The organism is Pseudomonas lactucae, from assembly GCF_016937615.1.
GTDB lineage: Bacteria > Pseudomonadota > Gammaproteobacteria > Pseudomonadales > Pseudomonadaceae > Aquipseudomonas > Aquipseudomonas lactucae.
This window is the reverse complement of sequence record NZ_JAFHKI010000147.1, coordinates 1-12,836: the sequence shown is the minus strand read 5'-3', so window position 1 is coordinate 12,836 and position 12,836 is coordinate 1. Positions and strand designations below refer to the sequence as shown.

Sequence of the window (12,836 nt, the reverse complement as noted above, 5' to 3'; positions counted from 1 at the left end):
AGGGGGCTTGCCCCCGATGCTTTTAGGCTTTTTCCCAGACTTCAAAGTTGTAGGCTGGTTTGTCGCCCTCGGCCGCATTCTCAGCATTCGACACCAACTTCCACTGGCTGCGGTCAAACGCCGGAAACCAAGCATCCCCTTCCGGGCTCAGCGCCACTCGCGTCAAATACAGGCGATCTGCCTGTTCCAGCCCCTGCGCATACAATTGCGCACCGCCGATCAGCATCAGCTCATCCACGCCCTGCGCCAGCGCCCAGGCTTCGGCCCGTTCCACTGCCGCTTCCAGTGACGGAAAAACTTCCGCACCTTCCAGCGCCAGGTCGGTCTGACGGCTGACGACGAGGTTCAAGCGTCCCGGCAACGGTCGGCCCAGGGAGTCCCAGGTTTTGCGCCCCATGATGATCGGCTTGCCGAGCGTGGTGGCCTTGAAATATTTGAAGTCCCCCGGCAAATGCCAGGGCATGCTGTTGTCGACGCCGATCACACGGTTTTCACCGAGGGCTGCGATCAGGCTTAAAGGGAGAGTTTTTTTCATGGCGACGAGAATACCAGAGCCCCGTGCAGCTTTCCCCAACAGGGTGCACAGCGGTTATGCTCCAACCTCATTAGCTCAACAGGACGGCGCGTGACTGCACTGAACCTCCTGCACAGCCTCTGGCTGACAGAAACCGTGCGCCTGCGTGAAGAACACGCCGGCGCCTTGGAAGACCAGGAAGCCAACCGCCTGGCCCGCAAGGCCGGCGGCGACCTGCCGACGCGTATTCAGCACCGCGCCTTGCACCTGGCCGAACGTGACGGCCTGAGCGCCGCCCTCAGTCATTGGCTGCAAGGCGCGCGCCTGGCGCTGGTGCTGCTGGCGATTGTCGCCATCATCAGTGGTGCCGGCCTGGCTTTGGCCGCGCTCGGCAACGGCCTGGCCCCGGTGAATGTGTTCTGGGCCCTGGGCAGCCTGCTCGGCTTGAACCTGATCCTGCTGCTCAGTTGGATCATGGGCCTGCTGTTTGCCGGCGAACACAGCGCCAGCCTCGGCCGCCTGTGGTTGTGGCTCAGCGAAAAACTCGCCCGCGACGCCAAGGCCGCGCAACTGGCGCCGGCGTTATTACTGTTGTTGCAGCGCCAGAAACTCAATCGCTGGGCCGTCGGCGTGCTGGTCAACGGCCTGTGGCTGCTGGCGTTGCTCAGCGCGTTGGGGGTCCTGCTGATGCTGCTCAGCACAAGGCGCTACGGCTTCGTGTGGGAAACCACCATTCTGGGTGCCGACACTTTTGTCGCCGTCACCCAGGCCCTCGGTACCCTGCCTGTGTTGCTCGGTTTCAACGTGCCGACGGTCGAGATGATCCGCGCCAGCGGCGACTCGGCATTGAATATCGAAAACGCCCGCCAAGCCTGGGCCGCCTGGCTGGTGGGCGTGTTGCTGGTCTACGGCCTGCTGCCACGACTGATCCTCGCCCTGCTGTGCCTGTGGCGCTGGAAACGCGGGCGCGCCGCGTTGCGCCTGGACCTTAACCTGCCCGGCTACAGCGCGTTGCGCGAACGCCTGATGCCGAGCAGCGAACGCCTCGGGGTCAACGACGCCGCACCGGACCAACTGCACCAGGTCAGCGGCGGCGTGAACGAACTGCAAAGCGACGGCGCGCTGGTGGTGGCTATCGAACTGGACGATCAACGACTCTGGCCGCCCAAGTTGCCCGGCACCGTAAAAGACGCCGGTATTCTCGACAGCCGCGAATCGCGCCACAAACTGCTGGAGCAACTCACACGCTTCCCGCCCGCGCGCTTGGCCATTGCCTGCGACCCGCGCCGCTCGCCGGATCGCGGCAGCCTGGCGCTGATCGCCGAACTGGCGCGCAGTGCCGCGGCCACCCGCGTGTGGTTGCTGCAAGCACCACCGGGCCAGGCGCTGGACGCCGAGCGCCTGGGCGATTGGCACACCGCGCTGCAACAGTTGGAGCTGCCGTTTGCCGACTGTGCGCCGCTGAACTGGCTGGAGACCGGTCATGACTAAGCCGCTGAAACTCGCCGTGGTCGGCCACACCAATGTGGGCAAGACCTCGCTGCTGCGCACCCTGACTCGCGATGTGGGCTTCGGCGAAGTCTCCCATCGCCCCAGCACCACGCGACACGTGGAAGGCGCGCGCCTGTCGGTGGAGGGCGAAGCCCTGCTGGAGCTGTACGACACGCCCGGCCTGGAAGACGCCATTGCCCTGCTCGACTACCTGGAACGCCTCGACCGCCCCGGCGAACGCCTGGACGGACCGGCGCGCCTGGCACGTTTTCTTGAAGGCAGCGAAGCGCGCCAGCGTTTCGAGCAGGAAGCCAAGGTGCTGCGCCAACTGCTGGCCTGCGACGCCGGCCTGTATGTGATCGACGCTCGCGAGCCGGTGCTGGCCAAGTACCGCGACGAGTTGCAAGTGCTGGCCAGTTGCGGCAAACCGCTGCTGCCGGTGCTCAACTTCGTCAGCAGCAACGACCACCGCGAGCCGGACTGGCGCGAAGCCCTGGCCCGCCTCGGATTGCATGCGCTGGTGCGTTTTGACAGCGTCGCGCCGCCCGAAGACGGCGAACGTCGCCTGTATGAAAGCCTCGCCTTGTTGCTGGAAACCGCACGGCCGCAACTGGAACGTTTGATTGTGGATCAAGAGGCCCAGCGTCAGGCCCGCCAGCAAAGCGCCGCGCGGTTGATCGCCGAGCTGTTGATCGACTGCGCCGCGTGCCGACGCAGCGTGGTCACTGAAGATGAGCCGCAAGCCATCAGCGAGTTGCGCAAGGCCGTGCGCCAGCGCGAACAAAAATGCGTGGAGGCGTTGCTCAAGCTGTTCGGCTTCCGTGCGCAGGACGCCGCCGCCAGTGATCTACCGCTGCTCGACGGCCGCTGGGGCGATGACCTGTTCAACCCGGAAACCCTCAAGCAACTCGGCGTGCGCGTGGGTGGTGGGATCGCCGCAGGCGCGGCCGCCGGTGCCGGTGTGGACTTGCTGGTCGGCGGGCTGACCCTCGGCGCTGCCGCCCTGGCCGGCGCCATCGCCGGGGGTGCGCTGCAAACCGCGCGCAGTTATGGCAGCCGTCTGCTGGGCAAAATCAAAGGCCAGCGCGAACTCACCGTGGACGACAGCGTGCTGCGCCTGCTCGCCCTGCGCCAACGCCAGTTGCTCAAGGCCCTGAACCTGCGCGGCCATGCCGCGATGCACAGCATCAAGGTCGATACGCCCCAGGACAAAACCTGGCGCGAAGGCAAGTTGCCGGACGCGCTGCACAAGGCCCGCGCCCATCCGCAATGGTCGTCCCTCAACCCTCACTTCAAACTGAGCCAGGCAGAGCGTCAGGAACAGGTGGAAGCCCTCGCTCAGCGCCTCGACGACACCTGAGCGGCCAGCACCTGGCGGGCCTTGGCCTTGAGCATTGCCAGGTCAAGCAGCGGCACATGCCTGTGTTTGGCCTGCTCGTCCCAATGGCGCATGCGCAGGCTGATCCGACAGAGCGGGTCCTGCTCGAAGACACGCGCTTCTTCGGCGCTCATCACACCGCCCTGATAACCCAGGGTTCGGCGGCTGGCTTCGCTCAGGCGCGCGTAGTAGTCCGGCTGGCTGAACGTCAAGTAACGCTTGGCCTGCACATGGTATTCCACCAGTTTGGCCATGCGTTCACTGAAGCCCGCACGCCGTAGATAGTCCGCACCCAGCCGCTCATGGCTGACCACGCCATACCCACCCATGTTCTCGCCGCCTTCGCCGCAAATGTGCCCGATATCGTGGAAGAACGCCGCCAATACCACCTCATCATCGAAGCCTTCGGCCATGGCCAACTGCGCGGTTTGGGACATATGCTCGATCTGCGACAGCGGCTCGCCGATGTAATCCACCGTGCCGTACCGTTCGTACAAACCGAAGACTTCATCAACCCCCTGCTCGCGGTTCATCACGCCTCCTCCCACAACGCACGGATATTGCGCTCGGCCATCGCCGGCCCCACGCTCATGCCTACGCCGGTGTGCATCAACGCCGCGCTCACCCCTGGCGCCACGCGCAGGAACGAAAACGGCCCCGGCCCACGCGCGCCATACACACCCTGCCAACGCTCCACCACCTGGAGCGTGCAGCCCAAGGTCTGCTCGGCAAGTTCGATCAGCCAGTCGTCGACCTGCTCGGCATTGAACGGCGACGCATCGCTGCCGTAATCGTGGGAGTCGCCGATGATCAGTTCGCCATGGGGCGTCGGGCTGATCAGCAGGTGAATCCCGTGCTCATGCAGGTGCGGCGTTTCACGCAGAATCTGCGCCTGCACCGGCGCGGCTTCCGGCAGGTCGGCGAAGGCGCCGTAATGCACACAACTGAGGCCTGTGAGCAACGCATGTTGCAGGTTCAGGTTCACCGCCGGCCGGGCGCGCAGCATTTGCAGGCGGCAGACATGCGGGTTGAGCTGGGCAATTGATTCGGCCAGCAGGGTTTGGTAATCGTGGCCGGAACAGACGATGATCTGCTCGCCACGAAAGCTGCCCGCCGTGCTGTGCAACTGGCCCGGCTCGACGTCGCGCACCAGGGTGGAAAAGTAAAACTCCACGTCAAACCGCTGGCTCAGGTAGTGGATCAACGCCGGGATGGCTTCGCGCGAATACAGTTGCTGATCGTCCTTGCCATGCAGCGCGGCGCGGTGATGGCGGAACTGGCCGCCATACAGATCCCTCAGCGCCGCGCCCTGCAACAACTCGACGTTGTAGCCATGTTGCCGGGCGCGGCCGGCGCAAAAGGCTTCCAACAGATGTTCTTCGGCTTCGGTGCGGGCAAACAGATACGCGCCATTGCGCTTGAGTTGCAGGCCCGCCACCTGTGCCCAATGGCCCCAGATTTCGCGGCTTTCCCGCGCCAGGTCGAGCATCGGCCCCGGCGGCTGGCCAGTGACCAATGCCTGGCCGAAGTTGCGCACCGAGGCGCCCAAGGGCGTGGCGCTGCGCTCGAATACCTTGACCTTGAGGCCACGCTTGGCGGCGGCGTAGGCGTGGGACAGGCCGAGGATGCCGGCGCCGATGATCAACAGTTGTGTCATGAAGTGATGTCCTGAATTCGAAGCCGCCATCGGGGGCAAGCCCCCTCCCACACTTGAAGGTATTCACAAATCGAATGTGGGAGGGGGCTTGCCCCCGATGAGGCCATCAGCCTTAACAAAGAGCTTACTGACCCGCCACCTTCTCCGACTTGCCGTCATAACGCTTGCGCCACTCAGCCAGGATGCTGTCGCGGTTCTTGGAGGCCCAGGCAAAATCGTTCTTGATCAACCGCTGCTCATAATCGGCCGGCAATTCGGTCTGCGGCTTGGCGATACCCGGCTGGGCGAGTACGGCGAAGTTGTCCTTGTACAGCGCCATCGCCGCCGGGCTGGCGGAGAAGTCGGCGAGTTTTTTCGCCGCATCGGCGTGGGCCGTGCCCTTGATCACAGCCGTGGCTTCAATGTCCCAGCCCAGGCCTTCCTTCGGCAGGATAATGTCCAGCGGTGCGCCCTGGCGCTTGAGCTGTACGGCCGGGTATTCAAACGAAATACCAATCGGAAACTCCCCCGATGCCGCCAGCTTGCACGGCTTGGAGCCGGAGTGGACGTACTGGCCGATGTTCTGGTGCAGGTCGTCCATGTACTGCCAACCCTGTTTTTCGCCAAAGGTCTGCAGCCAGGCGCTCACGTCCAGAAAGCCGGTGCCCGAAGACGCCGGGTTAGGCATGACGATCTTGCCCTTGTACTCAGGCTTGGTCAGGTCTTGCCAGCTCACCGGTTTGGTAAGGCCCTGCTTTTCGGCTTCGACGGTGTTGAAGCAGATAGTCGCCGCCCACACGTCCATGCCGACCCAGGCCGGTGGGTTGGCGGCATCGCGGTAGTTCTTGCCGATCTTGTCCAGGTCCTTCGGTGCGTAGTTATCGAGCATGCCCTGCTGGTCGAGGATCGCCAGGCTGGAGGCGGCCAGGCCCCACACCACGTCAGCCTGCGGGCGGTCCTTCTCGGCCAGCAGCTTGGCGGTGATGATGCCGGTGGAGTCGCGCACCCATTTGATCTCGACGTCGGGGTTGGCTGTTTCGAACGCCTGCTTATAGGTCTTCAACTGCTCGGCTTCGAGGGCCGTGTACACGGTGAGCTCGGTCTTGGCGAAGGCATTCAGGCTGAATGCAGTGAGTGCGGCAGCGACCAGCGCCAGGGGCTTGAACATGAATCACCTCCTTCAAGGATTATTGGCCCGGCGCGCTCTGGCGCCAGGCTTGGGAGCGGCGCAACACGCCACGTGAGGCCCACGCCAGCAGCAGCGAGACGCTGGCCGACGTGCACAGGATCAGGGTCGACATGGCCGCCGCACCACCCACATTGCCGGCGTCGTCCATGTTCAGCACGGCGACGGCAGCGAGGATAGTGTCGGGACTGTAGAGGAAGATGGCGGCGGACACGGTGGTCATCGCCGACACAAACAGGTAGCGCACGATGTCCAGCAACGCCGGCAGGCAGATCGGCACGGTGACGCGCAGATAGTGGCGGTACAGCGGCGCCTTGAGCGACAACGCGGCGGCTTCGAACTCGCTGTCCAACTGGCGCAGCGCCGTGGTGGCGGTCATCTGCGCGGTGGTCAAATAGTGAGCGATGGTGCACACCACCAGCAGGGTCATGGTCCCGTAGAACACATGCAGCGGGTTGCCGTTGAGGTTGAAAAAGAACACGTAGCCCAAACCCAACACCAACCCCGGCACGGCCATCGGCACGAAGCTGAGCAGGCGCAACGCCAGGTTCAGGCCCTTCTGACCCGGGGTCTTTTCCATCAGGTAGGCGCCGGTAAAAATCAGCACGCTGCCGATTAATGCGGTGCACAGCGCCAGGGTCAGGCTGTTGCGATAGGCCAACCAGCCGCCGCCCGCCGTGTCTTCGAATTGGTAATGATTAAGCGACAGCGACAGGTTGTACGGCCAGAACTTGACCAGCGAGGAGTACACCGCCATGCCGAACACCAGCAGCAACACCGCACAGATCAGCAGGACGATCGCCAGGTAGCTGCCATCCCTTACCCGCGACGGCGCCGGGCGGAACACTTGGGCACGGCCACTCATGGCATCGCCCTGCCGACGGCGCAGCCACGCATCCACGCCAAAACTTAACAGCGCCGGCAGCAGCAACACCATGCCGATCAGCGCACCGCGTCCAAACTGTTGCTGGCCGACCACCGCCTTGTAGGCCTCCAGTGCCAGTACCTGATAATCGCCCCCCACTACCACGGGCACGCCGAAGTCGGTAATGGTCAGGGTGAACACCAGGCAGAACGCGGCGAACACCGCCTGGCGTGTCGCCGGCCAGGTGATGCTGCGAAACGCCCGCGCCGGGCTGGCCCCCATGCTGGAGGCCGCATTGAACAGACGCGCATCCGCCAGCGACAGCGCCGACAGCAAGATCATCAGCGCATGTGGGAAGGTGTAGATCACCTCCCCCAGAACAATGCCCCAGAAGCCGTAGATATTCTCCGAGAGCAGCCCGCGCAGCAGGCCCTGGTTGCCGAACAGGTACACCAGCGCAATGCCCGGCAGCATCGACGGTGCCATCAACGGCAGCAGCGACAGGCCGCGCCAGATCGCCTTGCCGGGAATCAACGTGCGCTGCAGGGCGTAGGCAAACAGGTAGGCCAACGGTACGACGATGGCCGCGACGCTGAGAGAAACTTTCAGACTGTTACCCAGCAGCCAGTGGAAGTTTTCGCTGGTCACCAACGCCCGGGCAGCAATCAGCCCGCCGCCCTGCCCGGCCTCACTGCTGAAGCCGCGCCAGAAAATCGCCAGCAAGGGCAGCAACACAGCGACGCCGAGCAACAGCAGCCACAGCACTTTGCCGCCCACCACAAACAGGCGGTCGCCCCTTTCGGCGCGGGAAACCTGGCGTGGCATCGGCAGCGTCATCACGCCAGCCATCTCAGGCAAACACCTGCAGGCTGCGCGGCGGCAGGGCCACCCAAATGTCCTGGGCGCCCAGGCGCGGCATGGCTTCGGGGGCCAGTTCGGCCAGCAGCGGGTGACCGGGCAGTTGCTCCAGCTCAAAGCTCATGCGGCAGCGGTTGCCAAGGAAGGTGATCTCGCGGACCTTGGCCGGGAACAGGTTTTCTTCATGCACTGGGGGGTTCACGCTGATGGCTTCCGGGCGGCAGAACAGACGACCGGACCTGGCCCCACCAGCATCATCGGCCAGGCGCATATTCATCCCGCCGACCTGGGCGTGGCTGGCGCTGTTGCGGCTGAACGGCAGCCAGTTGCCCTGGCCGACAAACTCCGCCACGAACGGTGTGGCCGGGCGGTCGTAGATCTCCTGGGGCGTGGCGTATTGCTCGACCTTGCCGTTGTTCATCACGGCAATCCGGTCGGCCATCAACATGGCTTCGTCCTGGTTGTGGGTGACCATCAAGGTGGTGACGCCCAGGCGCCGTTGCAGCTGGCGCAGTTCAGTGCACAAGTGCTCACGCACACGGGCGTCCAGCGCGGACATGGGTTCGTCGAGCAGCAACAACGACGGGGCCGGCGCCAACGCACGCGCCAGCGCTACACGTTGCTGCTGACCACCGGAGAGTTGGCCGGGGTATTTTTTTTCACTGCCCAGCAGGCCCACCAGCTCAAGCATCTGCCCGACGCGCTTGCGCACTTCATCGCGGCCGCTGCCGGTGAGGCCGTAGCCGATATTCGCTTCGACGGTGAGGTTGGGAAACAGCGCATAGGACTGGAACAAAATGCCGTAGTCCCGGGCCTGGGGCGGCAGCAGGGAAACATCGCGGTTGCCCAGGTAAAGCTCACCGCTGTCCTGGCGCTCCAGGCCGGCGATGCAGCGCAGCAAGGTGGTCTTGCCGCAACCGGACGGCCCCAACAGGCACACCAACTCGCCAGCGGCGACGTCCAGGGACACGTTGTCCAGCGCGGTAAAGGCGCCGAAGCGTTTCTGGATAGCACGCACCTTCATCGGCGCGCCGGGTTGGGTCAGGGCTGTGTTCATGGGGGCACCTCATCGAACGAATGAGGGCCATGCTAGGCAGGCAATGCGTCGTCCATGTGGCAGGAAGGCAAAAGGCGGTGATAGTGGTATTGGTGGATTTGGGTAGGGCTCGTAGTGATGGGTTGCCTGGTCTTGCTCCCGATTGATCCCAAAGGCCACCCCAACGTTTCAGATCGGCGACATTTCCTGCGCCAACCCCAGAAAAGCCGCCGGCAGCCGCGCACCTTTACGCTCCTTTAGGCAGTACAGATACTCCGCGATCTGCGGCGCATTCTCGAGGGTCAACACCCGCAGCTGTGGGTCATGCGGCACTTCCTGGCGGGCAATGATGCTGATGCCGATATTGCGCAGCACCGCCTCGCGGATCGATTCGCGGCTGCCGATTTCCAGCAGTGGGCCATAGCTCACGCCGGCACCTTGCAGCATTTCTTCGGTGAGACGGCGTGTGGTGGAGCCGGCCTCGCGCATCAACAAGGTGTGTCCGGCCAGTGCGGTCAAGGGCACATGATCGAGCTTGGCCAGGGGATGATTACGGTGCACCGCCAGCACCAGCGGGTCGGTGCCGAGTACCCGACGAATCAGGCGCGGGTCTTCCAGCAGTTGCGAAGAGGCGGCGACATCGACGCGGTAATCGTCCAACGCCTCGAGCACCTGCTGGGAGTTGCCGATTTCCACCGACACGTCCACTTGCGGCAGGCGCTCGCGAAAGGCTTTGACCAGATCCAGAATGTAATACGGCGCCGTAGCGGCAATGCGCAAGGCGCCCTGGACCTGGCCGTTGTTACGCAGGAAAAATTCGATATCCGCTTCCTGCTGCAACAACGTCTTGACCATCGGCAACAGCCGCGCGCCTTCGTCACTCACCGTGAGGCGGCGCCCGCCACGGTAGAACAGCTCAACGCCGTACTGGCTTTCCAGGTTGCGAATCTGGGTGGTGACCGTGGGCTGGCTGAGGCCGAGTTTCTTCGCCGCCTGGGTGATGCTGCCCAGGCGGGCAACCATGAAAAACGCCTTCAGCTCGGCACTCAGCACACCACCCTCTCATCCTCATTTGCGCAACAGGCGCAGGCCATTGAACACCACCAGCAGGCTCACGCCCATGTCGGCGAACACCGCCATCCACATGGTGGCCATGCCCAGGAACGTGACCGCCAGGAAAATCGCCTTGATCACCAACGCCAGGGCGATGTTCTGCTTGAGGATACTCGACGTTTGCCGCGACAACTGAATGAAAGCCGGGATCTTGCGCAAATCATCGTCCATCAGCGCCACGTCGGCGGTCTCGATGGCGGTGTCGGTGCCGGCGGCGGCCATGGCAAAGCCGATCTCGGCGCGGGCCAGGGCGGGGCATCGTTGATGCCGTCACCGACCATACCCACGCGGCGGCCCTGGCCGTAGAGGGTTTCGATGGCGTGCAGCTTGTCGGTGGGCAGCAGGTCACCCTGGGCCTGGTCGATGCCGACTTGCGCCGCAATCGCCTGAGCGGTGTGGGTGTTGTCACCGGTGAGCATCAGGGTCTTGATGCCCAGCTCGTGCAGCTGCCGGATGGCTTCGCGGCTGCTGTCCTTGACCGTGTCAGCCACGGCGAACAGTGCCAGCGGGCCTGATTTGTCGAGCAACAGCACCACGGACTTGCCTTGTTTCTCCAGGGCGAAGAGCTTTTCTTCCAGCTGCGGCGAACACAAGCCGAGGTCTTCCACCAGGCGGTGGTTGCCCAGGTGGTAGGTTTTGCCATTGATATCACCGCGCACACCACGACCGGCCAAGGCTTCGAAGTTATCCACAACGTGGTTCGGCAGATTGTTATCCACAGCCGCTTTGGCGATGGCCAACGACACAGGGTGGTCGGAACGCCCGGCCAAACTGGCGGCCAGGGCCGGTGCGCTGTCTTCTACATTGGGGAATAGCGCCAGGTAATCGGTTTGCACCGGTTTGCCGTGGGTAATCGTGCCGGTCTTGTCCAGCGCCAGATAGTCGAGCTTATAGCCGCCCTCCAGGTACACGCCGCCCTTGATCAGGATACCTTTGCGCGCCGCCGCCGCCAGGCCGCTGACGATGGTCACCGGGGTGGAGATCACCAGCGCGCACGGGCAGGCGACCACCAGCAGCACCAGGGCGCGGTAGATCCAGTCGAACCACACGCCGGCCATGAACAGTGGCGGGATCACCGCCACGCCCAGGGCAAACAGGAACACCGCCGGGGTGTAGATTTTCGAGAAACTGTCGACGAAGCGTTGGGTCGGTGCGCGGGCGCCCTGGGCTTGCTCCACTGCATGGATGATGCGTGCCAGGGTGGAGTTGTTGGCCGCTGCGGTGACGGCGTATTCCAGGGAACCGGCCTGGTTGATGGTGCCAGCGAAGACTTTGTCGCCCACGGTCTTTTCAATCGGCAGGCTTTCGCCGGTGATCGGCGCCTGATCGATGGTGGATTGACCGGCAGTGACTTCACCGTCCAGGCCAATGCGCTCGCCGGGTTTTACCCGCACGATGGCCCCAAGTTCGATGTCTTTGACCTCTTGTTCCGCCCAGCTTCCGTCAGCCTGCCGCACGGTGGCCTGTTCCGGGGTCATCTGCATCAAACCACTGATGGCATTGCGTGCGCGGTCGAGTGACTTGGCTTCGATCAACTCGGCCACGGTGAACAGGAACATCACCATGGCGGCTTCCGGCCACTGGCCGATCAACACCGCGCCTGTGACGGCGATGCTCATCAGCGCGTTGATGTTCAGGTTGAGGTTTTTCAGGGCAATCCAGCCCTTTTTGTAGGTAGTGAGGCCACCGCTGAGGATCGACACCAATGCCACGATGGCAATCACCCAAGTCGGCGCGGCGTTGGTGAAGTGCAGTACTTCGGCACCCAACGCCCCCACACCGGACAACGCCAGCGGCCACCAATGTTTCCTGGCGGGCGGCTCGGCGGCCGGGGTGCCTTGTTCAATCGGGTCGGCCTGCATGCCGAGGGATTTGATCGCATCGATGATCGGCGCCGTGCTCGGCAAGTCATGGGTGACGCCGAGCATGCGGTTGATCAGGTTGAATTCCAGTTGCTGCACGCCGGCCAGCTTGCCCAGTTTGTTCTGGATCAGCGTTTGCTCGGTGGGGCAGTCCATGGCTTCGATACGAAAGGTGCTCAGGCGCGAGCCGGCGGTGGGTGCTTCGCTCAGTTGCACCAACGCAGGGGCCGGGGTGCCGGAACAGCAGGCGCCGCCGTGGCCGTGGTTATGCACAGGCGTTAGCTTCTTCTCGCCGTGGTCATGCTCGTGCTTGTGCGGGGTGTGAAGGGAATCGCTCATCAGGTCGCGTCCATAAAAGGTGCCTGTTGCCAAGTAAAGACCCTGTAGCCACTATAGGGTCAAGCACCCATTTGGAGATTGCTGCGATGAAGATCGGCGAATTGGCCAAACTCACCGACTGTCCGGTGGAAACCATCCGTTATTACGAGAAAGAAGGCCTGCTGCCGCCGCCGGCGCGCACCGACGCCAACTATCGCGTGTACACCCAGGCGCACACCGAACGGCTGGTCTTTATCCGCAACTGCCGCAGCCTGGACATGACCCTCGAAGAAATCCGCAGTTTGCTCGGCTTACGGGACAGCCCTCAGGACCAGTGTGAAAACGTGAATGCCTTGATAGATGAGCATATCCATCATGTGAAAGCGCGGATTGACGGGCTGTTGGCGTTGCAGGAGCAGTTGCTGGACCTGCGTCAACGCTGTGGCGGCGGGGACCACTGTGGGATTTTGCAGCAGCTGGAGGTCAGCGGAGGTGTTGCCGCCAGCGAGGCCGAGCCTTCACATGTGGGCAGAAGCCACGGGCATTAACTCAATGCGAACACGGTTCAAATGTGGGAGG

At 63.5% G+C, this 12,836-nt stretch carries 10 protein-coding genes and 1 pseudogene; 3 read left to right on the top strand and 8 right to left on the bottom strand.

Annotation, left to right across the window (positions count from 1 at the left end; genetic code table 11):
- Window positions 1-22: 22 nt before the first annotated feature.
- On the bottom strand, window positions 23-535 hold the full coding sequence (locus JWR98_RS23955; protein WP_078735090.1) for a dihydrofolate reductase: 513 nt from the start codon (window positions 533-535) through the stop codon (window positions 23-25).
- A 90-nt stretch (window positions 536-625) separates the two neighbouring features.
- Between JWR98_RS23955 and JWR98_RS23950 the strand changes: the two genes are divergently transcribed.
- Window positions 626-2,005, top strand: a complete 1,380-nt coding sequence (locus JWR98_RS23950) for a DUF2868 domain-containing protein (RefSeq protein WP_205491381.1) — start codon at window positions 626-628, stop codon at window positions 2,003-2,005.
- Window positions 1,998-3,365, top strand: a complete 1,368-nt coding sequence (locus tag JWR98_RS23945; protein ID WP_205491379.1) for a GTPase/DUF3482 domain-containing protein — start codon at window positions 1,998-2,000, stop codon at window positions 3,363-3,365. The genes JWR98_RS23950 and JWR98_RS23945 overlap by 8 nt, the downstream gene beginning before the upstream one ends.
- Here the strand turns inward: JWR98_RS23945 and JWR98_RS23940 are convergent.
- From JWR98_RS23940 to JWR98_RS23910, 7 genes and pseudogenes are all read right to left on the bottom strand, one after another.
- Window positions 3,344-3,916, bottom strand: a complete 573-nt coding sequence (locus tag JWR98_RS23940; RefSeq protein WP_205491378.1) for a phosphonate degradation HD-domain oxygenase — start codon at window positions 3,914-3,916, stop codon at window positions 3,344-3,346. The two genes, JWR98_RS23945 and JWR98_RS23940, sit on opposite strands and share 22 nt — an antisense overlap.
- Window positions 3,916-5,040 (bottom strand): TIGR03364 family FAD-dependent oxidoreductase, encoded by a 1,125-nt coding sequence (locus tag JWR98_RS23935; RefSeq protein WP_205491377.1) that lies wholly within the window; start codon window positions 5,038-5,040, stop codon window positions 3,916-3,918. Before JWR98_RS23935 ends, JWR98_RS23940 begins: the two co-directional genes overlap by 1 nt.
- A 124-nt stretch (window positions 5,041-5,164) precedes the next feature.
- Window positions 5,165-6,187, bottom strand: coding sequence for a putative 2-aminoethylphosphonate ABC transporter substrate-binding protein (locus tag JWR98_RS23930; RefSeq protein ID WP_078735095.1), 1,023 nt, complete (start codon window positions 6,185-6,187; stop codon window positions 5,165-5,167).
- 19 nt (window positions 6,188-6,206) lie between these two features.
- Window positions 6,207-7,919, bottom strand: coding sequence for a putative 2-aminoethylphosphonate ABC transporter permease subunit (locus JWR98_RS23925; RefSeq protein WP_205491376.1), 1,713 nt, complete (start codon window positions 7,917-7,919; stop codon window positions 6,207-6,209).
- A gap of 1 nt (window position 7,920) precedes the next feature.
- Window positions 7,921-8,985 carry a putative 2-aminoethylphosphonate ABC transporter ATP-binding protein gene (locus tag JWR98_RS23920; RefSeq protein ID WP_003176734.1) on the bottom strand — a complete coding sequence of 355 codons (1,065 nt, stop codon included), beginning with the start codon at window positions 8,983-8,985 and terminating at the stop codon, window positions 7,921-7,923.
- A gap of 168 nt (window positions 8,986-9,153) precedes the next feature.
- On the bottom strand, window positions 9,154-10,017 hold the full coding sequence (locus JWR98_RS23915) for a LysR family transcriptional regulator (RefSeq protein WP_078735098.1): 864 nt from the start codon (window positions 10,015-10,017) through the stop codon (window positions 9,154-9,156).
- Between the two features lie 15 nt (window positions 10,018-10,032).
- A pseudogene (locus JWR98_RS23910) lies at window positions 10,033-12,278 on the bottom strand (heavy metal translocating P-type ATPase).
- A gap of 86 nt (window positions 12,279-12,364) precedes the next feature.
- On the opposite strand from JWR98_RS23910, the gene cadR reads away from it, so the two are divergent.
- Window positions 12,365-12,805, top strand: a complete 441-nt coding sequence (gene cadR / locus JWR98_RS23905; protein ID WP_015886388.1) for a Cd(II)/Pb(II)-responsive transcriptional regulator — start codon at window positions 12,365-12,367, stop codon at window positions 12,803-12,805.
- Window positions 12,806-12,836 lie beyond the last annotated feature (31 nt).

What these genes read in the sequence shown, in the direction of transcription:
- JWR98_RS23955 (WP_078735090.1), bottom strand. Translation starts at nt 535, where the DNA reads ATGAAAAAAACTCTCCCTTTAAGCCTGATCGCAGCCCTCGGTGAAAAC.
- JWR98_RS23945 (WP_205491379.1), top strand. Translation starts at nt 1,998, where the DNA reads ATGACTAAGCCGCTGAAACTCGCCGTGGTCGGCCACACCAATGTGGGC.
- JWR98_RS23940 (WP_205491378.1), bottom strand. Translation starts at nt 3,916, where the DNA reads ATGAACCGCGAGCAGGGGGTTGATGAAGTCTTCGGTTTGTACGAACGG.
- JWR98_RS23935 (WP_205491377.1), bottom strand. Translation starts at nt 5,040, where the DNA reads ATGACACAACTGTTGATCATCGGCGCCGGCATCCTCGGCCTGTCCCAC.
- JWR98_RS23930 (WP_078735095.1), bottom strand. Translation starts at nt 6,187, where the DNA reads ATGTTCAAGCCCCTGGCGCTGGTCGCTGCCGCACTCACTGCATTCAGC.
- JWR98_RS23925 (WP_205491376.1), bottom strand. Translation starts at nt 7,919, where the DNA reads ATGGCTGGCGTGATGACGCTGCCGATGCCACGCCAGGTTTCCCGCGCC.
- JWR98_RS23920 (WP_003176734.1), bottom strand. Translation starts at nt 8,985, where the DNA reads ATGAACACAGCCCTGACCCAACCCGGCGCGCCGATGAAGGTGCGTGCT.
- cadR (WP_015886388.1), top strand. Translation starts at nt 12,365, where the DNA reads ATGAAGATCGGCGAATTGGCCAAACTCACCGACTGTCCGGTGGAAACC.